This window comes from Dyadobacter sp., assembly GCF_039919315.1.
In the GTDB taxonomy this organism is placed as follows: Bacteria; Bacteroidota; Bacteroidia; order Cytophagales; family Spirosomataceae; genus Dyadobacter.
In genome coordinates this window covers 49,537-74,197 of sequence record NZ_JBDSFX010000057.1, presented here as the reverse complement: position 1 = coordinate 74,197, position 24,661 = coordinate 49,537, and the positions used below count along the sequence as shown (strand labels likewise).

15 protein-coding genes are annotated in these 24,661 nt (G+C 45.7%); 2 read left to right on the top strand and 13 right to left on the bottom strand.

The window, feature by feature from the left end:
- Positions 1-19: 19 nt before the first annotated feature.
- The 13 genes from ABIO93_RS16295 to queG form a co-directional block, all read right to left on the bottom strand.
- The gene (locus tag ABIO93_RS16295; protein WP_348069505.1) at positions 20-901 is read right to left on the bottom strand and encodes a ThuA domain-containing protein; all 882 of its coding nucleotides are present in this window, start codon (positions 899-901) and stop codon (positions 20-22) included.
- Positions 902-1,002: 101 nt separating this feature from the next.
- Positions 1,003-1,689, bottom strand: a complete 687-nt coding sequence (locus tag ABIO93_RS16290) for an outer membrane beta-barrel protein (protein WP_348069503.1) — start codon at positions 1,687-1,689, stop codon at positions 1,003-1,005.
- A 207-nt stretch (positions 1,690-1,896) separates the two neighbouring features.
- Complete coding sequence (locus ABIO93_RS16285) at positions 1,897-2,250, bottom strand: hypothetical protein (RefSeq protein WP_348069501.1); 354 nt, start codon at positions 2,248-2,250, stop codon at positions 1,897-1,899.
- A 113-nt stretch (positions 2,251-2,363) separates the two neighbouring features.
- Positions 2,364-2,699 carry a hypothetical protein gene (locus ABIO93_RS16280; RefSeq protein ID WP_348069499.1) on the bottom strand — a complete coding sequence of 112 codons (336 nt, stop codon included), beginning with the start codon at positions 2,697-2,699 and terminating at the stop codon, positions 2,364-2,366.
- A 182-nt stretch (positions 2,700-2,881) separates the two neighbouring features.
- On the bottom strand, positions 2,882-4,198 hold the full coding sequence (locus ABIO93_RS16275) for a vanadium-dependent haloperoxidase (RefSeq protein ID WP_348069497.1): 1,317 nt from the start codon (positions 4,196-4,198) through the stop codon (positions 2,882-2,884).
- A complete protein-coding gene (locus ABIO93_RS16270) occupies positions 4,198-7,515 on the bottom strand; it encodes a VCBS repeat-containing protein (protein ID WP_348069495.1) in 3,318 nt (1,105 codons plus the stop codon). Before ABIO93_RS16270 ends, ABIO93_RS16275 begins: the two co-directional genes overlap by 1 nt.
- 263 nt (positions 7,516-7,778) lie before the next feature.
- The gene (locus ABIO93_RS16265) at positions 7,779-9,353 is read right to left on the bottom strand and encodes a SusD/RagB family nutrient-binding outer membrane lipoprotein (protein ID WP_348069493.1); all 1,575 of its coding nucleotides are present in this window, start codon (positions 9,351-9,353) and stop codon (positions 7,779-7,781) included.
- A gap of 19 nt (positions 9,354-9,372) precedes the next feature.
- Complete coding sequence (locus tag ABIO93_RS16260) at positions 9,373-12,441, bottom strand: SusC/RagA family TonB-linked outer membrane protein (RefSeq protein ID WP_348069491.1); 3,069 nt, start codon at positions 12,439-12,441, stop codon at positions 9,373-9,375.
- A gap of 322 nt (positions 12,442-12,763) precedes the next feature.
- A complete protein-coding gene (locus tag ABIO93_RS16255) occupies positions 12,764-16,063 on the bottom strand; it encodes a VCBS repeat-containing protein (protein ID WP_348069489.1) in 3,300 nt (1,099 codons plus the stop codon).
- Positions 16,064-16,180: 117 nt separating this feature from the next.
- Positions 16,181-17,731, bottom strand: coding sequence for a SusD/RagB family nutrient-binding outer membrane lipoprotein (locus ABIO93_RS16250; RefSeq protein WP_348069487.1), 1,551 nt, complete (start codon positions 17,729-17,731; stop codon positions 16,181-16,183).
- Between the two features lie 17 nt (positions 17,732-17,748).
- Positions 17,749-20,841 (bottom strand): SusC/RagA family TonB-linked outer membrane protein, encoded by a 3,093-nt coding sequence (locus ABIO93_RS16245; protein ID WP_348069485.1) that lies wholly within the window; start codon positions 20,839-20,841, stop codon positions 17,749-17,751.
- A gap of 390 nt (positions 20,842-21,231) precedes the next feature.
- Positions 21,232-21,645, bottom strand: a complete 414-nt coding sequence (locus tag ABIO93_RS16240) for a DUF1761 domain-containing protein (protein WP_348069483.1) — start codon at positions 21,643-21,645, stop codon at positions 21,232-21,234.
- Positions 21,646-21,720: 75 nt separating this feature from the next.
- Positions 21,721-22,668, bottom strand: a complete 948-nt coding sequence (queG, locus tag ABIO93_RS16235) for a tRNA epoxyqueuosine(34) reductase QueG (RefSeq protein ID WP_348069481.1) — start codon at positions 22,666-22,668, stop codon at positions 21,721-21,723.
- Between the two features lie 112 nt (positions 22,669-22,780).
- Here queG and ABIO93_RS16230 point away from each other — a divergent pair, with 112 nt between their 5' ends.
- Both ABIO93_RS16230 and dnaJ read left to right on the top strand, forming a co-directional pair.
- A complete protein-coding gene (locus tag ABIO93_RS16230) occupies positions 22,781-23,407 on the top strand; it encodes a nucleotide exchange factor GrpE (protein WP_348069479.1) in 627 nt (208 codons plus the stop codon).
- Positions 23,408-23,449: 42 nt separating this feature from the next.
- On the top strand, positions 23,450-24,616 hold the full coding sequence (dnaJ, locus tag ABIO93_RS16225; RefSeq protein WP_348069477.1) for a molecular chaperone DnaJ: 1,167 nt from the start codon (positions 23,450-23,452) through the stop codon (positions 24,614-24,616).
- The last annotated feature ends 45 nt before the right edge of the window (positions 24,617-24,661 follow it).

The following is a 24,661-nucleotide window of genomic DNA, read 5'->3' as shown; positions in this document are numbered from 1 at the left end:
ATTTAGGAAATATGGGTATTTATTTTGCTTCGCGGTAAGGGACCTGAATGTCCAGTTTGCCCTTCCATTCTTTGGGCACTTTCTTGCCAAGCTCCCAGTGAATGGCATTGACAACCAGTCGCTGAAACGGTTCCAGTCTGAAATCTTCGGGGTGGCCCAGTGTCGTCATGAATACTTTTCCACCGAATGAATTAGTACCCGTCCAGGCGACAGGATTTTCAATGGCTTCCTTATCAGGATTCACTGATTTGCCCATTAATAACCAGGTTGAGCCTTTGGTAGGATAGTCCGGCAACACGCGGTACAACCAGGAACGTGCATGAAAAGGACCTTTTACACCTGTCAGAATGGGATTGGTGGCTTGCTCGGGAATGACGGTCACGTCGGTACTGCTGTTGTGCCCGTAATGCGTATGCTTGGCCGCGCCGCCCCAGCCGGGAGGAGAATTCAATGCAAATTCACCAAATGCATTCCATTTTTCGCTTTCATGGCCTTTTGGAAAATTAAATGCGTGGGTGGTCGTGCGGAAACCCATTACTGGTTTTCCAGTTTTGAGGTAAGCCTCAATGAGGGCCAGCTGGTCGGGCGGTAATTGCCGCCAGCGAAGGTAAAAAACCGCCAGGTCTGCATCCTTCAATGCTTCCAGGCCGGGAATATTTTTTTCACTATTATGGTCAGGATAGGCTTTTAGCACGAGGGTTTTCATGCCATAATTTTTTTCCAGCTCGGCGGCAATGATCGGCAAAGTTTCCTCCCCGCTATACTCATGGTCGCCTGTAACGAAAACCACCAATGGTTTTTTATCTTTGGATTTTCCGGATTGCGCTTTTGTCTGGCCAGTAAATGCCAGGCCGATAATCGCCAGTACGAGCAGGGAAACGCAGAATTGCTTCAAATTCATCTTGAAATGGTTAAGGTTCAATCTTAGTGAGTTTAGAGTATAAGAGGAAGACTGTTTTATCCTACTTTTCCCTTACTTTTTTATAGACAATTCCGCCGGATTTACAAAAACCGCACCCCGAGTGTCAGCGATACCCTCGACAGATCGACGCTGTTGTCCTTGGATAAATGAAGGACTTCGGTATTGAATTCGGTTTCTCTTTTCAGCCGGTATACCGCGCCCATCATGGCTGAGCCGGTCAGATTAACCGCAAATTTGTCACTCAAACGATGCTCAATCCCCACGCTGAATCCCCAGCCCATTGTTTTGCCGGTGAATGTAAATTGCTCCGAACCAGCCACCGTTTTATTTTGATAGGGCTGATAACCCAAGAGAAAGGATGTCAGTACAGCGCTGCGGTTGTTTTTAAGGAATTTGCGGTGGATCAGTGAGCCGCTGAAATGCTGAACGGTTACTGCTTCGCTCAGGTTATTGTCATCTTCTGCATTGCTCTGGTAGCGCTCATATTTGAGGCCGAAACCTACCTTTTTCCATGGAAAGTAGGAAGCCTCTCCACCAAATGCGATACCCGATTTCAGATTTTTAATGTAATTCCGGTTGGAAGCATTAATCCGCCTCCCCGACCTGAACAGGCGGTATCCGTAACCCCCATTCACGCCAAAGCTCCACTTTGGAAATATCTCTTTATCAGGAACTTCTACCGGCTCCTTTTTCCACTCCACCTGGGCGCTTAGCGACAGGCACGATAGGCAAAAAATAAGCAATAAGAAGGGAAAATATTTATTCATTCGTTGAAAACAGACGGATTTTACCAGATTTCAAAACTACTAACTTCGAGGCAAAATCACCTTTTTCAAACTATATATTTGTCAGAAAACCGGTTTAATTCCCTCTTTTTTAAGCTTTTCAACCACAAACTGTCCAATAGCCCTGCCTTGCACCTGACCATTCTCAATCACATCGCGGTAATGGATGCCGCTTTTTTTAATCAGAGGTTAGTGATCAAGATATTCCTTTAATTCCTCTTTTAGTCGGTAATAGTATTTTATTTTTTGATTCAATACAGACTCCTTATCGGGAGAAGTGTATATTTTTAAGGGCGCATCAAAATTCTTGTCAATTACTTTTATAGAGATTACATCCCCCGCACTCAAGAGTTTGTTTGACCATTCCAAGCTGTCGTTTGTAACTGAATTGAGTCCTCCTATCGCAATACTTATCTCTTGTGTCTCCTCATCCTTGCGCATAATTGAACTAAGGATACATGTTATAACATAATGTTGTGTATCAATACCCGCAGTACATAGATGTTCGGCATTCAATTCAACTTCAAATCCGTAATTAAGCATAGTGTACGTTTTAAAAAATTAGTTAGACGAGAAATCAACATCGGGATAGATTTTTCATAAAAATCAATAATTAGAATTTAGTTCATCGATCACAGTCTTAACACCACTTCCATTCAGTTGCTACGGTGAATGTCCTGATTACGAGACAATGGTAGCCGTTGCCAACCAATATTGTCGTGCGAGGAATTGATCACCTCTACAAATTGCTCATCCCTAAAAACCAGAATTACCCGATTGAGAAAAATCGAATCCTTGTTGGAATCAATTTGTATATACAACGAATCGGCAGAAAACATTTTTTTGACCTTTGCTTTGGTTAGGTTTTTGCAGTTGAGAACTTTAACCAGTCCCTCTAAATCATTTTCCGTTTCCACATACCCTTCTCTCATATTGGTAATGGAAACAGCCTGATCGACTATTAAATAGGACCCGAACACGATGGTAGTCAAGAAAAGCAACAGACATACAAAAAAAAGAGATTTTCCACTTTTTCATATCATGATTGAAAAGATACCGAAAGCAAGGAAGATACACGCAAAGCCGAAAATTCTCCGAAAAAAGTTCTCAGAGGGTACGGCTTATTTATTCGGTGGGAATTTCTGCAAGGTGAAGGAAAATAAAATTATTTTTGTCAGATTACCGGTTTAATTCCCTGTTTTTTAAGCTTTTCAATGACAAACTGCCCGATTGCCCTACCCTGCACCTGACCATTCTCAATCGCATCGCGGTAATGGATGCCGCCGTAGAGACGTGAAATAGCCGCCTCCTCGGCAGCTTGCCTGAATGATTTGAAATCACGGGTGGGCAAATCAAATATTACTTCGGTATCGTCCCGGAATGTGAAATTATCGCCCAGCAGGTAGGTTAATGTCTCCGAAACGGCCGTTGAAATCACGCTATGTCCGCTGGTATACTCCGGAAACGGTGGTGTCTGCAAAAGTGGCTGCCATTTGGGATCAATGTACCGAGTGATCACAGTTTCAGGCCTGATGCGACTGCTACGATACTTTTCGTCCCAGCAACTGATGAATGCGTCCATTAATGTAGCCGCCACCAATGCATGCACCATGATCCCTTTATCCAGATCCAAATTCGCTTTCGCAGTAGCGATACCGGTAATGTTCATCCAATGCCCACCCGGGCTGATCTTTTTAAATCCAATTGACATATGCCCGGAGGTATTGATCGCGAATGGGTTACAGTCCCAGTAAGATGCTATGAAGCGTTCTTTTTCAGTCAGGTTTTTACCCACCTGATACACTTCCTTCGTCATCTTGTAAAATTCACTGGTAGTGTCTTTACTAAATTCCACGGGAGGTTTGGGCACAAATTGGTCGCACGAATCAATGAGCATCGGGCGGATCGTTTTCCAATGCGGCTCGATGCCTTCCATATATCCCGGCGGTGTCGGATACCAGTAACCATCGCCTTTTTTAGGACGGTATCTTAGTCTAGTACTCAGTTCGAGATATCCGTCTGTGGACGCATTGACGGCGATTTTTTTGGCCACTTCCTGCGCCACGGCCACGGCCTGGTCAATGCTTTTCTGCTTGTACCCTTCCCTCAGGAGTGCTATGATCAGTTTTTTCTGATCTTCTTCCAACATATAACCCGACGGCAGGATCAGCCTTCCCGTTTCCAGTATGCAGTACAGCGCCGCGATCTGGTAATCGTAACCCGTGGCAGCGTCAATTTTAATGGGTTCAATGCGCTTGATGAATGAAGTCGGGGATACGATCTGCTTGTTATTCTGGGCGACGATCTCGTAGCCTCCCATCATACAATAGGTGTAAAAACGGCTCGCGGCAGGCGGGTTCACCACGTCGTGGATCATGACCATGGTCACTGAAAAGACAGCGGGCTGCAAATGCTTGCGCAGCTCGTCCTTCGCATTGGCAATGCTGCCGGATTGGCTCAAAAACAAGATGACCAATAAAAACTTACGCATTAATTCTCTTTGTTTTCATAAAACTGAAGCGACTCGTTAAAGGCTCCGATCACGATGACCCGCTCCTTGTTAATGGTCATATCCACCGCCGATTTCACATCACCTGTTACCGACAAACCAGATATCGGCTGATCCATATACTTGAAACCACCTTTTCCATCGCCAGTCAGCAGGCAGCCATAATTCGCATCCATACTTCCCAGTTTCAACCGATTATCCGTTTTGTTTCCCAAAAGCAATACATCCTTCTTACCATCGTGATTAAAATCCCGGACGAGCATGTTGGTCACGGGGGCAAACTGCGCCTGCACAGGTAAAACTTTTTTCTCAAACTGACCTCCCTGATTCAAAAACAAGACCGTCCGCATTTCCCTCGCTTCCAGCCGGGTAGCCTTGCCAAGATCTTCGGCCGAAAACACTTCCTTTATCGAGGCATTCGCGTAGTCTTTGTAATACGGAAATTTCTTGCGCATTGGATAAATCTGATCATTCAGCTCATCGCGGCTTACGAATGGGAACGATTCTCCTTTCACGTAAAAGCAGAAGAACGGGTCAATAGAGCCGTTTTTGTCAAAATCAGCGAAGTACAGTTCTGCCGGTTGTTCTTTTGAAGCCTTGATCTGTGAATTATGGCCCATATTTCCCGCCAGCAGGTCAGGTTTTCCGTCTCCGTCCAGGTCCTCGATTTTCAATGAGGCCCACATTCCGCTTTCTTCGTTTTTGAAATACTTCGAAGTTTGATCTTCAAAATCCTTTCCATTGTAAGAAAAAACCTTGATCGGCATCATTTCCCCGCAAATCACGAGTTCCACGCTACCGTCACCATTGAGATCAGCCCATTGCGCATCGGTTACCATTCCTATTTTGAAAAACGGCGACTCTTTGACCGCGAAATTACCTTTCCCGTCATTGATTAGCAGGTAAGAGACAGGCGCCTCAGGATATCGGCCGGGGATAATGCGCCCGCCGATAAAGAGATCCGCGTCACCGTCTTTGTCAAAATCAAATGGCCGCACGCACGATTTACTACTTGCTTTTAAATTTGGTGTCGACAGTACTGATAGATTAAGCTTCCCTTTTCCATCGTTCAGATAAATTTCGTCCTGCAATGAAATGGTATTCGGTTCAAACATCGAGTAACCGCCTTTGGCAATGTACAGGTCATCAAAACCATCCCCATTTGCATCAAAGAAAGTAGCGGCCGTCGCAGCGGAAATACTCTCATCCCCTACCGCGAAATCGGGCAATTCAGCGAATGTGCCATTGTTCTTTTGCAGCCAGATCTTTGCCTTTTTGTTTTGGTCCCCACTTACAAAAATATCATCGAGGCCATCCTTGTTCACATCGCCTTTCGCCACGATTGGGCCAGTCTGCGAGTACATAGACAGCATGAGCGGCTGTCGTTTAAAATCATTTTCATTGAAACCCTCATGCCTGTACGCAATGCTATTTTGTTGTTTTTTAAAAACCGTATTGATTTCAAAAAACATAGCGTTTCCCTCCGCCTTCTTTTTCTCCTTCTTTTCAATGGTCAGCAGTTGATTGGCTTTTACCTGCCGTATCATTTCCTCGCTGCCATCCGGCCACACCACCTGTACCGAATCGGCCATCATTTCCCTTCCCAAACCGAAATGCAGCCTCAAAGGCATACAGGACAAGTATCCGCGGTTTGGATTCAACTCCTGGTACTGCAATTTGCCTTTGTTAAACACTGTAACTTTGGCTCCAATACTGTTCAGATTCGCTGATTTCTCCTTCAATCTCAGTTGCAGCCAGGAGCTGCCCTTAGTCTCACTACCCATGTTTTGGTACACAAATGCAGGATCATTGATGTTACTCACCACCAGGTCGAGGTCGCCATCATTGTCCAGATCGGCATATACCGCGCCACTGGAAATGGATGGCACCTCCATACCCCATACGTCCTGTATTTTGGTAAAAGTAAGGTCCTGGTTATTGCGGAACATGTAGTTAGCCAACTTCGTGGACGGCATGGCTTTAATCAGGTCCATCAGCTGCAAAGGCTCTTTATCCACCGCCCTTCTCACCTTGTAATCGCCCCAGTATTTGAGAAAATCCTTATTCGTGTAATCCCTCAGATACCCATTGGACACAAAGAGGTCTTTGTAACCGTCATTGTCGAAGTCAGCAAAAAGCGGGCTCCAACTCCAATCCGTGTTGGAAACGCCGGCAAGCTGCGCGATCTCGCTGAATGTGCCATCGCCATTATTCAGCTGTAGCATATTCCGCATGTATTGCTTATGAAGGTCCTGGCTGGTCATAAGCTCAAACGACTCATAATTTTCCTGCAACTGCAGTAATTTCTGACGCTGATTATCTTCCGGGAGCATGTCGAGCGACATGACGTCGGGGAGACCGTCATTATTAAAGTCGGCAATGTCGATACCCATTGAAAACTGGGCGAGATGCCGGAAATATTGCTTGGTAACATCCGTAAATGTCCCGTTTTTATTGTTGATGTAAAGGTAATCAGACTCGTTGTAGTCATTGGTCACATATATGTCCTGCCAGCCATCGAGATTCACGTCGGCGATGGCCATTCCCAGCCCGAATGTGAGCGGGTACTGGTGAATTCCAGAATTTTGCGTTACTTCTACAAAATGATTTTTCTGATTTTCAAATAGCTTATTGCCTGCCAAAGCATCGGTTTCCAGCTTGAACTTGGCCAGTTCCATGTTATCAATTTTCTTGACACTATGGTTGAGCAGCATCATATCCAGATCGCCATCATTATCGTAGTCAAAGAACGCGGCCTGGGTACTGTAACTGACATTGTCCAGCCCATATTCCCTGGCCTGGTCTATAAATTTGAGATTACCCTGGTTGATGAACAGCTGATTTTTACGTTTATCGTCTTCTACTTTTCCAGAATAGCAAATGTGAATATCCAGCAGTCCGTCGCCATTCACGTCAGCCATCGTTACGCCCGTTTTCCACCCTCCTTTTCTGCCTTCAATCTCTTTTCCTGCCGAGCCGGTCACGTCTTTGAATTTCATTTGCTTCCCTTTCTCTGCACCGAGGTTCAGGTACAGCTTATTGGAACCCATGTTCGACGTCAGGAAAATATCGTCGAAACCATCGTTATTGAGATCGCCCACCGCAACGCCGCCGCCATTGTAAAAATATTCGTAGGACATCACATTCTGCTTTTCATCCTCATTGATGACATTGCTGAAATCAATGCCGGTTTGCCTGGCGGGAAGCAGCTTAAAGAGCGACTGGCTCCTGACAGCCGACAGCTGAAATGTCAGAAAAAGAAGCAATAAAAAGGAAAGGCGGCAGTTCCGGATAGTCATTAATGTACTGATGCGGATTTAAGAAAAGGAAGATTTACTGGTTGATTCAAAAAACCTCAACCGAAAGTTGAAGTTAAAACTTAGTCCATTCATTTTGTTTGAAAGCAGTAAGAAAATTTACATTTCTTACTGCTTTCTTCTTATTTCTGATTTGCAAGTAATTTTACGTTTTCTGCCTCCCGGACACAGTACATGTCGCCTAACAAAAAAATTGGGATGGCTGATTGCCACCCCAATTTCAAAAAGTATCTGCAGTTTGAATATTAAAAGTTTGCTTTACCTGTATCCCACCATAGACGAGATGCGATATCATCTTTCGCGCCTGCACCCATTTTGGCGACTGCGTCTGTAACAGCAGCAGTATTACCAGTTCTTTCCGCATTCACGAATGGCATTCTTTTGATCCATTCAGTTGCAGGAACAACACCCCAGTCCCCGTTACTATCGTTTTTGGCCACGTGTGGTATCTTAGGATAACCGGTACGTCTGAAATCCACCCATGCTTCCTGCGTATTGGTGAAGGTGTTCAGGTATTTCTGCGTAATGATCTTTTCGAGTTTCAATTCGTTCGAATCCGCATTGTTCCAAGCCACGGTAATGGTCGAAGATGCGGTAAAATTATTGCGGGCATCGATCGGGTCCACATAACTGATTGGCTTGCTGGTTGCGTCAACAAGGTAAGCGTCTACGCCACCTGCACCCCAATCGGCAAATGACAACTTGATACCTTCTTCGTAGTTGGTTTTTGGATCACCTGCGCCAGCCCAGCCTCTGAGTCCGGCTTCTGCTTTAAGGAAAGCTACTTCCGCTGCGGTGAAGTTCCTTCTGGTTTGTACAGTCTGGAAATCTTCGCTCACTTTCGAGAAAGGTACGTGGTCCGCTTTTGCTTTGATGTATGCGCCGTTACGTACGCCTTTGTAAGGTACTGAGGCGTGATCCGCATATAAGGCTGCGCTAGCCGCAGGAGCAAAATATTTGGAAATACGGCCGTCTTTCAAGCCTACCATGAACGATTCGATCGGGGCACCCATGCGGGTATCATCCCATTCGTAACTGATCTGAGCTACCGGTATCTTGTTACCATTCAATGAATTGATAAAATTATCTGAATTGGTAGTGATCAAACCAGCAGGATCAGCCAAAGCTTTTTCACCTTCGGTTTTCGCCAGTGCAGGATCTACCTTCGAAATACGGATCGCTAATCTCAGACGCAGAGAGTTTACCACTTTCTGCCACCGGGGAATGCTGCCGCCGTACTGTGAAGGGTCAAACTTTTTGTATCCTACATACTCTTTGTTGGCGTTGAAATCCGTTTGAATAGAATCCAGTTGCTTGAAGAAAAGCGGGTACAAATCCGACTCTTTGTCATACTGAATTGAATTAGCGGTGGTACCGTATTGAGAATAGATAACCGGCCCGTGTACGCCTGTCAGTTTGGACACGGCGAAAATGCGGATCAACTTCGCCCAGGTCGCGAACATAGGCAGATTGTTGTCTTTCGCGAGCTGGATCACTTGCTTCGCAGGGGACATTACGCTACCATAAACCCGGTCCCAATAGGTATTCCAGCGGATATAGTAAGTGGTATTGTTCACATTACCTACGAAATCCGTCGGCGTGCCCATATACCCCATCCAGTTATCAGCGCAAAGATCTTCTTCGATCTGGTGACCGTTCAAGTTGAAGATCATGTTCGAAAACGGAGACCCTACCAGGTTAAAATCCTGTTTAAGTACCTCATCCGAAATTTGGTTCGGGTTCTGGTTTGTCTCTATAAAATTGTCGGTACACGCTGCTAGTGCAATCGCGGATACCAGTGTTATAAGTATTTTTTTCATTTCAATGATTTTAAAGCTTTTAGAAACTAAACTTCAGGTTCAACCCATAAGATCTTGTAGATGGTAAACCAAAAACGTCGGTCGACTGCATAGCATTGTTGGTACTCATTGCCTGCTCTGGATCGAAAGGTGCTTTTTTGTAGAAGAAGAACAAGTTTCTACCTACGAAAGAGATAGAAGCATCTTTAAACACAGGGTTTGTAGCCTTGCTTTTAATGTTGTAGCCTATTACAAATTGTCCCAACCTTACATTCGTTCTTGAAAACACGTAAGGTTCCATGATCTTATTTCTGTCACCGATGGCTGAGTAATAAGTGTAAGGAGCAATGGAAGTAACAGCTGCGCCTTCTGGTGTAACTGCATTGATCGCTACTGAACCGGCATCTCTTGCCTCAGCAGATCTTTCGCTCACGCCATAAGAATCCAGGAATGCCTCTGTTTTAGAGAATGCAACACCACCGAATTTACCATTCACCAATACGCTGGCGAAGAAGTTACCATAGCTCAGGTTGTTGGTCCATCCCAGCAGAAGCTTAGGGTTCACGTTACCCACGAGGGTTTGCTTGGCTGCCTTGGTAGGGACACCATTTTTGTCCAAAATGATCTGTCCTGCATCATTGCGGGCAAATTTGTAGATGTAAACATCATTGAAAGAACCGCCGGCTTTGATGAGCGATGCAAAACCTTCATTGTCGCCACCTACCTGATAGTCCGGATTGGAAGTGATCAGCTCTACAATCTTGTTTTTGTTCTGAGAAGCGTTGATTGCCGTATTCCAGGTGAAACGATCACTGCGAACAACCTCTGCATTAAGTGTCAACTCAAATCCGTGGTTTTCAATCTTTCCTGCATTCACATAATACCTCGTGTATCCCGAACCGGAAGGAGCATTCAGTTCGAGGAACTGATTGGTACTTACGCCGCTGTAATAAGTAAAGTCAAGTCCTAACTTGTTGTGGAAGAACTTCGTTTCCAAACCGAATTCGTTTGCTACGATTTTCTCAGGTTTCAGGTTCGTAAAAGGAACTTGTGTAGGCCTGTTGATACCACCTATCCCGCTTGGTCCACCGGCACCGCCGATCGAGCTCAATGGAAGTACTCTGTTATAAGGCACTTCGTTAGCCGTTTGTGAGAACGAAGCTCTCACTTTTAACAGAGAAATAGCCTTAGGCAAGTCAAGCATTTGGCTAATCACAGCAGACCCACCGATAGATGGGTAGAAGTAAGATTGGTTACCGGTAAGGGCCAAAGTAGAAGCCCAGTCATTACGACCCGCGATATCCAGGAACAGGAAGTCCTTGTAACCAAGGGATAAGTTGGCAAATGCACCTTGTTTGATGGTATTGCTATAATCCGGATGGTTATTGAAAATCACATTGTACGGCATATTCGCAAACGTGAATACATTAGGATACTGCAATGACACCGTACCATTGTTAACAGTCATACCATCAAAATATTTGTTTTTCTGATAACTCAAACCAGCCAATGCCATTACACTGAAATCGCCAAAACTCTTATTATAAGTAAGGATACCATCCGTGTAAATGGATTGATCTGTGTATTTAGCATAAGCCCATGTACCGTTCGGGCTAACGCTTACCGAGTTACCACCCGCTGCGTAACGCTTATCATCCAAAACGTTATTGTAGTCAATATTGGCTCTCACGTCAAATCTAAGGTTCTCTACGATATCGTAAGACAGTTTCACATTGGCGATAAGCCTTTTGTAAGATTGCAGTTTAGGATCCCTGTTGAGTTCCCAATATGGATTGTTCTGCTTTTCTTCTGTCGAATACCAGTTCATTTTGTCCATGTTTCTGGCTTCGTTGAACACCGCGTAATTATCTCTGTAGCTGTTGAAGTCGCGGTCTCTGGCGAACAGGTACAAACCAGTCAACGGGTTGTTATAGTAACCTGCACCCGGGCGGTTTTTGGATACTTCCGAAGACAGGATCACGCCGGAGCTGATTGTCATCTTGTCATTCAGCAGTTTCGTGCTTTGTCTGAACGAAAAGTTATTTTTCTTGTAGGTATTCGTTGGCATGATACCCTTGGAAGAAATATTCGCGTAAGAAAAATACACGTTCGTTTTAGCATTACCGCCAGTGATGGCCACTGAGTTGGTGAATGTAGCGCCTGTCTGAAAGAAATCTTTAATGTAATCTTTCTGATAATTGTCCGATTTAACTTCTGGCGTTCCTACGGGAGTCCAGCTGTAATCGCCGCCCACAGTTCCGTAACGGTACTGGAATTTGGGAAGACCAGATACTTGTTCCAAAACCGCACTGGAATTGAAATCCACAGACAATTTGCCTTCTTTGCCCTTTTTGGTTGTGATCAGGATCACACCATTGGCACCCTGGCTACCATAAAGAATAGATGCATTGGCGCCTCTCAATATGCTGATACTTTCGATATCGGCCGGGTTAATAGCTGAAAGACCGTCACCACCATCAGTTCCACCATAAGAACCTGGTTGCCCTCCCTTGTTATTAACCATTGGAATACCATCGATTACATAAAGAGCCTCACTCGACCCCTGCAACGATTTGTTTCCGCGAAGTACAGCTCTTGTAGAACCACCTGCGCCGGAGCTACTCACTTTAATGTCAATACCGGCTGCCTTACCATTCAAGGCATCAACAAAGTTGGTATTGGCAGCTTGCCGCAATTCTTGTCCTCCGATCTGCTGCGTTGCATAAGTCAACGCCTTCTTATCACGTTGGATACCCAACGCCGTTACGACCACTTCTTCCAGCGTGGAAGCATCAGGTACCATTTTCACGTCCAAAGTACTGCGGCTGCCCACACCCAGTTCTTGTTTTACATAACCGATTGAACTGAAAACCAGTATATCTCCGTCCTTCACTGCGGTTAGTGAATAATTACCTTCCGCGTCCGCATTGGATCCTCTTGTGGACCCTTTCACCGTCACTGATACACCAGGTAATCCCTGGTCCTTTTCGTCTGTCACCTTACCGGTTACTGTTCTTTCCTGAGCAGAGGCGGATAGCGAAACTAAAAGCAAAACAAGCCCAAGCGGAATCATTCCCTTGCCTAAGGCTCTAAGTAGCTTTTCTTTCATAACTTGATAAATTAGTAAATTAATAATTGGTTAAAATTGGCATAAGCCGAATAATTGCCAGGCAACATCCGGTAAAAACAAATATCTTAAAATATTCTATAATTAAATAATTTTAATAACCCCATGAATTATTTGCAACTTTTTAAGATACGGGCTGAAAATTAAGTGTGAATGTTACAAATAAACGAAACAGAAAAAGTCAACAATCTCAAACAAAAGGAGTTATGAAATTCCATGCAACCACCGGACACAATAATGCTTAATCTCAAAATCGCGGATCCGTCTGGACGGATCATGGAATTTTTATCTTTTTAATTAAAAATTAATTCATTTTTTTTCTCAAACGGTAGGCTACCAGGTTCGCATTGTTGATTGCTACCAGCAGGTAAGACTCTTTTTCCGATGAAAACACGGTGAGATCACGGACATCTCCGGTAACATAAAAACCACTTCGAGCCTGAGGCATATACGTAAACTGCATAGCGCCTTTATTCAGAAATACCTGCACCAAACTGGCATCGTTTTTCCCGATCCTGACGCGCGTTTGTTTCAGGTTGCCTCCCAGAATAATATCTGATTGGCCATCGGAGTTCACGTCCGCCAGGGCGATAGCGTACACGGGTGCGAACTGCGCCTCCACCGGCAATGCGTGAAACACGAGTTTACCTCCCTTGTTTTCCAGAATACCACTTCTGAGTTCTTTGGCGGTCAGCTTTTGTGCCTTGTCCAGCTTTTCAGCAGGAAGTATTTCTGCTAGTGTCGCTTTGGAATAGGTTACATAATTGGTGTATTTCTTTTTGAGCGATGGGATTTGGTCCAGCAGCTCGTCCCGGCTTGCATAGGGAAATTCCTTGCCGCCTTCCGTCACGCCGATAACCGGTACGATCCGCCCCAGATTATCAAAATCGCCTGCGTACAATGTCATTCCCTCCGGAGAGGTAAGGTTCCATTGCCAGTTGCTACCCATATTCCCGACTACAAAGTCAATGTCGCCGTCGCCATCCAGGTCAGCCGGTTTGATCACATTCCAGCAGCCATGTAGGCCGGAGGTTCCCCAGGTGTCGCTGATATTGCTGAATGCTCCATTTTTGTTTCCAAAAACCTGCACGGGCTTCCAGTCTGTGGCCAGTACCAGTTCGGGATATCCGTCTTGGTCCAGATCCTGAAATGTAGCGTCGGTGATCATTCCTGCCTGCGATAGCTGCGGCGCCTGACTTTTGGTTTGATCCGTCAATTTACCTTTCCCATCATTGATCAGCAGAATCCCACCCGCGCTCTCAGGGAAACGGCCCGGCCTAGCGCGGCTACCCAGAAAAACGTCCATATCGCCATCCTTATCCACGTCCGCAGTTGCAATGGCCGACGTATTAGGTATGGATGCAGGCAAATCTGCCCGCTTGAATTTTCCTTTTTCGTTGATATATAATCTCGGCACCAGCAAAGGATCATTCGCATTGAGCTCGTAGCCAGCGCTGGTGACGAGCAGGTCGCTGTCGCCGTCATGGTCGGCATCAAAAAACGCGAGTCCGGCATCTTCAAAAGCTGCATCCTTTTCAAAAGCAGGCTGCATTGATTTTTGAAACTTTCCATTGGAACTCAAAAACAATGCACCAGCCTGTCCACGTCCTCCCCCGACATAAAAATCATCGGTACCGTCACCATTCAGATCCTTTTGTGCGAGATGCGGGCCCTGGTAGGAAAGCATAGCGGGCAACAAAGTCTGGATGCGAAAATCATTGCGCACGTCTTCGATATGCTTGAAATCGAAGAGGTTAACCTGCTCCCAGGCTGCGACTGGTGCTATTAATTGCACATTATCCGCCTTTTTGGCATCTGTATATTTCAGGACGACGGGCTTACCGATCGTTACCGTTTTCAATGTTTGCGAACTGCCATCAGCCCAATCCACCCGAAGGGAGTCAATGCGCTGTGAGCCGCCAATTCCAAAATGCACAGGCCCCCATTGCGCGGATTGAAATCCGCGAACCGGCATAAAACTTTGTGTCTGCGTGAGCGAATCGCTGTACAATGTGACTTTGGTACCAGCCAGGAATGCGTACTTCGGCGATTCCAGCTTGACCATAAGCGACTTGTTGGTCAATTTCGTCTCTGCATTGTTTTGATATACAAATGCCTTGTCATTGGTATTGTTGGTAACCAGATCCAGATCGCCATCATTATCCAGGTCTGCATATATCGCACCGCTTGACTGGTTGCTTTTTTCAAATCCCCACTCTTTTATTTTTTTGGTGAATGTGAGGTTCTTCTGGTTTTGAAATACATAATCCGGCTCATTGATGGGTGGCATCTGAGCGATAATTTCCATCTGCGTCGGAGTTTTTCCACCCTGGCCCGCCTGTACCTGAACGTCCGTGGAATATTTCAAAAACTCCATATTGGTATAATCCCTGGCATAACCATTGGAAACGAAAATATCTTTCCAGCCATCATTATCAAAATCCGCCATTAATGCTGCCCAGCTCCAATCCGTATTGGAAATTCCTGCCAGCTGCCCTATCTCGCTAAAAACCGGCACTCCGTCTGCATTCACACCATTGTTGAGCTGCAACATGTTTCGCATGGTCTGATCGTGAAATCCTGCTTTGAGCAACTGCTGGTATTTGTCATAATTATCATCACCCGATGTAAGCTTGATCCTTTCGTTGGAAGCAGGCAGCATATCGAGGGTTACGATGTCCGCAAGTCCATCATTATTGAGGTCCGCGGCGTCGGTACCCATGGAATAAAGCGACACGTGGCCCGTCGCTTCCCGTATCACTTCTCTGAACTTCCCGTTTTTTTGATTGAGATACAGATAGTCATTTTCGTTGTAATCATTGGAAATGTAGAGATCCTGCCAGCCATCATTGTTGAAATCATTGACATTGACCCCCAAACCGAAGCTGAGAATATTGGAAACAATGCCCGACGAATCGGTCACATTGGTGAACTTACCAGCATCATTACGTAGCAGTTTATTCCCATAAGCATCATTGCGCTGTTGGCGATAGCTGGCGATCAGATTACTGAACCCGGCGTATTGCTGAACGGAGTGATTAAGCAAAAAACAGTCGGTATCGCCGTCTTTGTCATAGTCAAAAAACACGGCTTGTGTGGTGTAGGAAGGATCGTCGAGGCCATACTCAGCCGCTTTTTCAGTGAATGTAGGGATGCCGTCAGCAGTTTTACCATTGTTGACGTAAAGTAATTTAGTCCTCAGTTTAGGATCCTGCGCTCCCGCGCGGCAAACGTAAATGTCAATCCAGCCATCATCGTTGATATCCACCAGCGATACGCCCGTTTTCCAACCCTCATTCAGTCCCGTCCCTGATTTTTCCGAGATATCTTCGAATTCAAAATCTCCTGTGTTCAGGTACAGTTTATTGGCGACCATATTCCCGGTGAAGTAGAGATCGGTCAGGCCGTCGTTGTTAAAATCCGCCGCCGCCACTCCCCCGCCATTGTAAAAGTACCCGTACTGCAAAACATTGTTCTCTGCATCCTCGTCCACAAAATTATTGAAGGTGATATCTGTTTTTCCCGAATCCAAACGAGTAAATAGGGTTTCCTGATCATTACAACCGGCAAGGAGAATCAGCAAAAAGAAATAGAAATATCTCATGGACTGAAATGATAGAAAATTGGATTTCGAAAAATAATTGAGACCAGCCGAAATAGCAATGAGGCAGACTTTGTCTGCCTCATTGCTATCGTTTTCAATATAACATTAACTGCTGCATCAAGGCTTATCCCACCATAATCTGGTCGCAGAGTTATCGGGACCACCCAATTTGGTAGTCGCCGCATCCACCGCTATTTTGTTGGTCTGCGTTTCACCGATTACGAATGGTGTACGACGAACAACGGCATCTTTGGGTGAATCCGGGTTATCTGAATTAATCCGCGCATACAGCTTAGGATAGCCTGTTCTGCGATACTCCGCCCAGGCCTCATGACCGTTTGGATAGTTAGCAAGCCACTTCTGGGTAATGATCTGTTCCAATTGCTTGGTCGGATCTGCAGAGAATTTCACAGGTACGTCCGTCAAAGCCGGTGTTTTGGAGAAATCGGCCAGTGCAACAGGAGGTGTAGTACCATTAACGTAGGCTGTAATGGCCGCCGCATCGGTGATTCCCCACTGCTTCATGGCAGTTTCAATTCCTTTTTCATAAAACTCCTTAGCAGTACCTGTTCCCATATTCCAGCCTTTCAGCGTACCTTCTGCTTTCAGGAAATAAGCCTCTGAGGCATACATGATCGCAAACGGGTTTTTGTCCTGTACTGCTGGCAGGAATGCATCAGCTACGTTGGAAGTTGCATTCGCATTGTTTTCGGGAGCGCCAAGCTGCCCCTGGGTATAGCCATTTCTCAATCCCTTGAACGTAGCGGCTGTTCCTGCAACGGGTGCGTAGTACTTGCTGATCCGTGGATCCGAGTACCCTTTCAACACACTTTCCATGGCTGCGCTCATACGGAACTCGTTCCAGGCGGTGGCCTGGTTCATCGGGTTGAATGAGTTGGCGGTCACTTTCAGGAAAGCATCGTCGGCATTGGTAGCCAATGTACCACCGGCAACGGCTGCTTCTGCTTCTGTTTTTGCCAACGCGGGCTCCACTTTGGACATACGCATGGCGATCCGCAAACGCAGTGTATTGGCAAACAAGATCCATTTATTCACGTCTCCTGCATAAACCTGATCAACAGAACCAAAAACCTTTGTGCCTTTGAGTGCTTCCAGAGCGGCTGTTGACGTTTTCAGGGTTGTTAAAAAATCCTTGTAGATAAACTCCTGGGTGTCATACTCAACCGACGACTCACCGCTGCCTACTTTGGAGTAAGGGATCGGGCCCCAGTAATCTGTTCTCGGCAGGTACATATATACTTTCCAGATATTTGCTACCGCAAACTTTCCGGGGTTCTCATACTTTCCGCCAGGACCTGTATTTTCCAAAACTCCTAACAAGGCTGGTATAGCTGTGCCATAAAAACCTGTCCATGCGCCATTGAGCCAGTTACCCACCATTACATTCCGGTCGGAAGAAAAGTTTTGGGCAATGTTTGCAAAGTACTGACCTTGCAAATCGGCAAAAAGGCTTTGGTAGGTTTGCCAGCTTGCCTGAATGGACCGGTACTGAGCCGCAGCAAATGCGTTTTCAGTTCCCGACTCGTCCAGGGACGTCAGCTTGGTTTTATTGGTATTAATCTCCTCAAAATTATCTGTACAGGAATATGTTCCAATTGCAACAGTCGTAAGGAGAGCGAATGATAGTATTTTATAGCTCCTTTTCATTTCTTTCAGGTTTACGATTAGAATGTCAAGTTAAGATTCAAGCCCAACGAACGTGTGGTTGGCATGGAGAATGATTCCAGACCCACTGTCGTATTACCGGAACCTGCGACAAGTTCAGGATCAAATCCTTTGGCCTTGTTCATCAGGAAAAACAGGTTACGTCCCACGATTGAAAGAGAAGCACCCTGGAAAGGTGATTTTCCTATCAGTTTCTGCGGAATGCTGTAACCCAATGTGGCTTCTCTCAGCCTGATGTTGGAAGCGCTGTAAGTAAATGCCTCCCCAATCGGCGTGTTACGTCCACCCACAAATTTCCAATAAGCCTCTGCTGTGGTAGAAACTGTGTTTTTGCTACCGTCTGCCTGAACACCATCTACAACCATACCTTCACGTCCTGGCAGTGTTTCCTCAGTCACACCATCCGCGTAAATAACTGCATTGGTGAATGAAGTAACCACACCACCTATTCTTCCACTGATCAGGAAGCTCAGGTTAATGCCTTTGTAGCTGAAACGGTTAGAAATACCGCCTGTCCATTTCGGACGTGAAGTTCCCAATGGTACCGTCGTACCAGGGGTCACCAATGGGATTCCGTTCGTACCTACCTTAATGCGGCCCTGGTCATCTCTCTGGAAACCACGGCTATAGATCTGGCCTAATGCTTTGCCTTCTTCCGCACGCACGAAGTTCATAAAGTCACTGGTAAGGGTCAGCGTGGCAAGCCTGTCCGACAACTTGATAACCTTATTGACGTTTCTCGCGTAGTTCAAATCAATGTTCCATGAGAAGTCGTTTGTTTTAATAGGCGCTACATTGAATGTAAGCTCAACCCCTTTGTTCTGAACATTACCTGCATTGATGTACTCAGAGCTCCACCCCGAAGCAGTTGACAATGCCACCTGGAACAATTGGTTCTTCGAGTTACTGCTATACAAAGTCAGGTCAAAACCGATGCGGTTCTGTAAAAATTTAGCTTCCAGACCGATTTCCTTCGCTGTTGTCAACTCAGGTTTAAGATTTGGAAAAGGTTTCACGGCATCGCGAACAATGTAACCCGTGTTACCACCGGCAACATACGAATAAGTCTGGGTGAGCAGATAAGGAGCGGCATCATTACCCGTCAATGCATAACTTCCTCTCAGCTTGGCAAAAGAAATAGCCTGTGGAAGATCAAACAAGCTCGATAACACTGCCGCAGCACCTACTGATGGGAAGAAATAGGACTGATTGGCTGTTGGCAATGTAGACGACCAGTCATTTCTTGCCGATGCCGAAAGGGTCAGGGCATCTTTCCAGATCAAATCAGCCGAAGCGAATACACCTTGCTTGCGGGTTTGCGTAACGGTTCTGTTGGTAACCGAGTTTCTGGCATTGGTGGTTACGAACAGGTTATCACGGTTCAGACCGTTGTTAAGCGTTTGATGATTCAGAAAATCACGCTTCAGAATGTTACCACCCACTGTTCCATCCAGTTTGAAGTCAGCACCGAACTGCTTGCTTATCAATGCAAACAAATCCAGGTTTAGCTCAGAATTGTCTCTCCAGTTGGTTTGATAGTCCCCAAAATCAGCAATGGTATAGGTATTGGTGTGCCATTTACCTTCGAACTTATCAATGTACTTATCATAACCGGCGCGTCCCAGCACAGATAGCCATGAGGCCACTTTGTAGTTAAGCGATGTAAATCCGTAGATCCTGTCCCTGTTGTCAAGAGCCAATACTTTATTTTTGATCCAGTAAGGATTTTGACCACCGTTAGAGCCTGGGTTCCAGTAATTCTGCAAAGTTTTACCGGTTGCAGGATCCACGTACTCATAACTCTTTGCCTGATCCAAAGAAATACTTCTTGGCAAACGCAGAATGTGACGCTGCAGGTTGGCAAAAGCTTCACCGGTTTGCTGCCTGTTTTCGATTTTTTCGCTCAGATAAGTCACTTTACCATCGAAGGTAAGCCTGCTGGTAACCTGGCTTGAAAGACGAAGGTTGAAATTGTGCCTGCCTAGTTTGTTGTTGGAAACAACTCCTTTTGCAGCGGTATTGGTGTAAGAAAAATAAGTCTGAACTTTCTCATTACCTGCCGTTAAAGAAACAGAATTGGCAATAGATGTTCCGGTTGAGTAGAAATCTTTATAAGAGCTTGGATTTGGTGAATACGCGTATGTCTTGCCCTTATTTGCCGGATCAGGACCCCAGGCAGCTACCTGCTGGCCATCCATTTTAGGCCCCCAGCTAAATTCGCTGTTTGGGAAGAACTTGCCTTCCACGCCTTGTCCGTATACATTCTGGAAATTTTGAAGTTCCATCGCCTGCTCCATCTGGAACGTGCTGTTGATATTTACACCGATTCCTTTACGCACCACACCTTTTTTGGTGGTGATCAACAAGGCGCCATTCGCTGCACGGCTTCCGTACAATGCCGTAGCTGACGCTCCTCTCAGTACGTTGATCGATTCAATATCGTCAGGGTTAATGCTGGAAAGACCATCACTTGCGTCACGGCCACCATTTGCGTTACCCGGGCTGAAATTGGAGTTATCGATAGGTACACCATCGACTACGATCAAGGCTTGGTTATTACCAGTAATAGACCTGTCACCCCGCAACACCACGCGGCTCGATCCGCCTACCCCAGAGGATGAACGAACGATATCAAGACCGGCTACGCGGCCTGACAACGAGTTGGCTACATTCAGCTCTCTTGCTTTCGCAAAATTGTCCGTGTTAATCACCTGTGTTGCATAGCTGAGCGTTTTCTGCTCTTTGGAAATACCAAGGGCTGTTACTACCACTTCTCCAAGATTCCGCACATCCGGATCAAGGCTTACCGAGATGTTGGAAACCGATTCGGTGACATTAATTTCCTTGGAAGTATACCCAACAGAGGAAACAATGATGACGCCTGTTCCGGCCATTGATAAACTGAAACTACCCTCGGCATCTGTGTTTGTTCCTCGCGTCGTACCTTTAATCAGGATGTTGGCACCTGGTAATCCCGAACCATTTTCATCGGTGACCTTCCCGGTAATCTGCCGGTCCTGGGCCTCTGATGTGCAAATGAAAAATGCTACTTGCACCAATGTAAGTAGCATTACCCGTAAAGTTTTTCTCATAGGTAAATATGGGTTTATTGAATTTGGATGGAATTTAATTCTAATTCAGATGTATTGCAATTAATTTTGTGAAATTTAATTGCACTAAACTAATATTTTGAGTTTACACATAATCAAGACACCAAAAGACCGACTATTGATCATAAAAGAAATATTATTTGTCTAAACTACATTTATAAATACCGATCAAATTTTGTTGCGTGCTCGAAACACCAACTAAGATTTGGCCTTATAGAAACAGTTTGGCTTAAATAGCAGGAAGCGGCGGTGTGATTTGCGTAACAGCACACATCGGAACGTATAAGCTTTCAAATCCGACAGGCCATGCCGATAAGAACTAGTATTATTGTAAGATGGACATGGGAAGCGTAGAAAGAGAATATTTCGCTCCTACTCATATTTACGCCAAACGCCCAGTATAGCGCCGGTGATTGCGTACACGAGCACACTCACACCTCCGTCGATGAGCGAGAGCAGCAGCGGCCGCATGGAGAACATGTCTTTTACGATGATTTCAAACAAAATGAACACCACACCAAAGAGCAGACCGATCAGGAAACCGGCGAGTAACGATTTAACAGGGATTTTGGTAAAGACCCAGGCCATTGTGTAGGCCATGAAGGAAGAAGAAACAATACTGGCCAGGTAGGGTACCGGACTGGTACCGGCTTTTATCTGCTCCATTGTGAAGCCATTCAAAGCCATCCATTTTTCTGAAAAAGCACTATACCACAAGGCTGGTATTACTTGCCCAATCACCACACATACTAGCACGGCCCAAAGATTGACAGATTGTTTTCTCATGTTTTGAGTGTTTTATTCAGTCATCGAAAGGAACTCCCGGATTCAAATATAAGGTTTAAAAATTAATTGTGCTTTTTATTTAGACGATATAACAAAATCTATATTGCGCTTCAAACCTTCATATTTGGTGCGTTTCACGGGCGACCGCCTGAAAATCTCACGAAAGATTTCTTCTGTAATTTCCTGCCAGTCATTGTTCCTAAAGCCTGCCAAACTTTCCGGCAATGCAAATTCAGGGGTCGTATGCGGCTTCGAAAACCGGTTCCAGGGACACACATCCTGACAGATATCGCAGCCGAATATCCAATTGCCGAACTTGCCCTGGACTTCCTGCGGGATCGAATCCTTTAATTCGATGGTATAGTAACTGATACATTTGCTACCATCCACAACAAACGGCTCAGTAATGGCGTCTGTCGGGCAGGCATCGATGCAGCGGGTACACGTTCCGCAGTAATCCTGCACGGCACCATCATAGGCAAGGTCGAGATCGCAAATGATCTCTCCTATAAAGAAAAAGCTGCCCATGTCGCGGTTCAGCAGGTTGGAATGCTTCCCGATCCAGCCCAATCCGCTTTTAGCAGCCCATACCTTATCCATTACCGGTGCTGAATCGACAAAAATCCGCCCGCTCACCTCCCCAATCTCTTCCTGAATAGCGAGCAACAGGGAGGCCAGCTTTTCCTTTAATACATAATGGTAGTCGGTTCCGTAGGCATATTTGGAGAGTTTGAGGTCTTTTTCTCCCTCCGGAAGCCTTTTTTCAGGATAATAATTGAGCAAAACAGAAATTACGCTTTTTGCACCATCCACCAGCTTTGTGGGATCAAGCCGTTTGTCGAAATGATTGGCCATATAGCCCATCGCGCCGTGCTGGTTACGGTTCAGCCAGTTTTCAAGTCTTGGCGCCTCCTTGTCAAGAAACTCTGCCTTTGAAATACCGCAAAAATCAAAACCGTTTTCGACGGCCTTTGCTTTGATAAACTGACTCCTCTCCTGCCTTACGATATCGTCTGTCGTCATGCTGCAAAGTTACGAAATGCTTGTAAAATGCCATCTTGTCAGTATTTTAGGCCTGGCAAAATAATTTAGGGGGTAAAAGGTCATTGTATACGGCACATTATTATAGAGAATTATGCCGAAAAATACAGACTTCAACATATATCAAGACAAAAATTACGAAATGAACGAGGATCAAGCTCCATTGGAAACTGACAACATTATAAATGAAGAGCATAGCGAAGCTTCCAATTCTGTGCCTCTGGACAATGCTGGCCAGGAGATTACGGGAGAGTCGCCTGCTACTGAAATTAGCCCGCTAGACGCTGCGAAAACTGAAATTGCCGAATTGAAAGACAAATATCTGCGCCTATACGCCGATTTTGAGAACTTCCGCAGACGTACAGCCAAGGAAAAGCTGGAAATGATATCAGGTGCAAGTGCGGACACATTGAAGTTAATCTTGCCTATCGTGGATGATTTTGAACGTGCCAAAGTCTCTTTCGATTCATCCACAGAGATTGACGCATTGAAAGAAGGCGTTGACTTGATTTACACTAAGCTTTTTAAAACCCTCGAAGCCAAAGGCGTGAAACCAATGGAGTCAAAAGGAGAAACTTTTGATGCAGAGCTTCACGAGTCTATCGCGCAGTTCCCCGCTCCTTCCGACGATCTCAAAGGAAAAGTGATTGACGAGATTGAAAAAGGGTACTACCTGAATGATAAAGTGATTCGCTACGCAAAAGTGATCGTGGGTGCCTGACAAACATTGCGCCGGCCGCGGTTAAAGACATATTAATATAAAATGGCAAAGAAAAGAGACTATTACGAAATCCTTGGGGTAGATCGTGGCGCTGCTGCTGACGACATTAAGAAGGCTTACCGCAAGTTGGCTATCAAGTTTCACCCGGATAAAAATCCTGATGATCCTACTGCTGAAGACAAGTTTAAGGAGGCAGCAGAGGCTTACAGCATTTTGAGTGACGAAAACAAACGCCAGCGGTACGACCAGTTCGGTCATGCAGGTGTAGGTGGTGCAGCGGGAGCAGGTGCTGGCGGGTTCAGTGGCGGAGGATTCTCGATGGACGATATTTTCTCTCAGTTTGGAGATATTTTCGGAGACAGTAGTCCATTCGGCGACATTTTCGGACGCCAGGGCGGTGGAAACGGGCGCCGGGTACGGAAAGGTTCAGACCTCAGGATCAAACTGAAACTGAACCTGGAAGAGGTTGCGAACGGTGTTGAAAAGAAGATCAAAGTTAAAAGACACGTAACTTGCAATACATGCGGTGGAAACGGCGCCAAACATGGCACTTCGCTGACCAACTGTAATTCTTGTAACGGAACCGGCCAGGTGCGCAAAGTAGTGAGTACCATGCTCGGCCAGATGGTTTCGACGAGTACTTGCCCTACCTGTAATGGTGACGGCAAGATCATCAGCGAACGTTGTGATTCTTGTGCGGGAGAAGGAAGGCTTTTACAAGACGACCTCATCACATTGAACATTCCGGGCGGGGTTGCAGAAGGCATGCAGCTTTCCATGTCCGGAAAAGGCAATGTACCTACCCGTGGCGGTGTGGCTGGCGACCTGCTGATCGTCATAGAAGAAGAGGAAGATGCGCAGCTGAAACGCGACGGAAACAATATCGTATTCGATATGCACCTGAGCTTTGTGGATGCCACATTGGGCACTTCGGTGGAAATCCCAACGATAGACGGCAAAGCAAGGATCAACATTGAGTCAGGTACGCAGGCAGGAAAGATACTTCGCCTGAAAGGAAAGGGCATCAAGGACCTGAATGGTTATGGAAAAGGCGATCAGCTGGTTCACATTAATGTATGGACCCCACAGCAATTATCGTCCGACGAACGCGAGACGCTCGAATCGTTGAGACATTCCCCTAATTTTCAGCCTAAGCCAGGCAAGAATGAAAAAGGGTTTTTCGATAAAATGAAGGACTTCTTCCATTGAAATTCCTGATCATATAAAGATTGGCCAAAGGCCGTTTCATACGTG

What these genes read in the sequence shown, in the direction of transcription:
- ABIO93_RS16250 (WP_348069487.1), bottom strand. Translation starts at nt 17,731, where the DNA reads ATGAAAAGGAGCTATAAAATACTATCATTCGCTCTCCTTACGACTGTT.
- ABIO93_RS16295 (WP_348069505.1), bottom strand. Translation starts at nt 901, where the DNA reads ATGAATTTGAAGCAATTCTGCGTTTCCCTGCTCGTACTGGCGATTATC.
- ABIO93_RS16265 (WP_348069493.1), bottom strand. Translation starts at nt 9,353, where the DNA reads ATGAAAAAAATACTTATAACACTGGTATCCGCGATTGCACTAGCAGCG.
- ABIO93_RS16245 (WP_348069485.1), bottom strand. Translation starts at nt 20,841, where the DNA reads ATGAGAAAAACTTTACGGGTAATGCTACTTACATTGGTGCAAGTAGCA.
- ABIO93_RS16275 (WP_348069497.1), bottom strand. Translation starts at nt 4,198, where the DNA reads ATGCGTAAGTTTTTATTGGTCATCTTGTTTTTGAGCCAATCCGGCAGC.
- ABIO93_RS16240 (WP_348069483.1), bottom strand. Translation starts at nt 21,645, where the DNA reads ATGAGAAAACAATCTGTCAATCTTTGGGCCGTGCTAGTATGTGTGGTG.
- ABIO93_RS16285 (WP_348069501.1), bottom strand. Translation starts at nt 2,250, where the DNA reads ATGCTTAATTACGGATTTGAAGTTGAATTGAATGCCGAACATCTATGT.
- ABIO93_RS16230 (WP_348069479.1), top strand. Translation starts at nt 22,781, where the DNA reads ATGCCGAAAAATACAGACTTCAACATATATCAAGACAAAAATTACGAA.
- queG (WP_348069481.1), bottom strand. Translation starts at nt 22,668, where the DNA reads ATGACGACAGACGATATCGTAAGGCAGGAGAGGAGTCAGTTTATCAAA.
- ABIO93_RS16260 (WP_348069491.1), bottom strand. Translation starts at nt 12,441, where the DNA reads ATGAAAGAAAAGCTACTTAGAGCCTTAGGCAAGGGAATGATTCCGCTT.
- ABIO93_RS16255 (WP_348069489.1), bottom strand. Translation starts at nt 16,063, where the DNA reads ATGAGATATTTCTATTTCTTTTTGCTGATTCTCCTTGCCGGTTGTAAT.
- dnaJ (WP_348069477.1), top strand. Translation starts at nt 23,450, where the DNA reads ATGGCAAAGAAAAGAGACTATTACGAAATCCTTGGGGTAGATCGTGGC.
- ABIO93_RS16270 (WP_348069495.1), bottom strand. Translation starts at nt 7,515, where the DNA reads ATGACTATCCGGAACTGCCGCCTTTCCTTTTTATTGCTTCTTTTTCTG.
- ABIO93_RS16290 (WP_348069503.1), bottom strand. Translation starts at nt 1,689, where the DNA reads ATGAATAAATATTTTCCCTTCTTATTGCTTATTTTTTGCCTATCGTGC.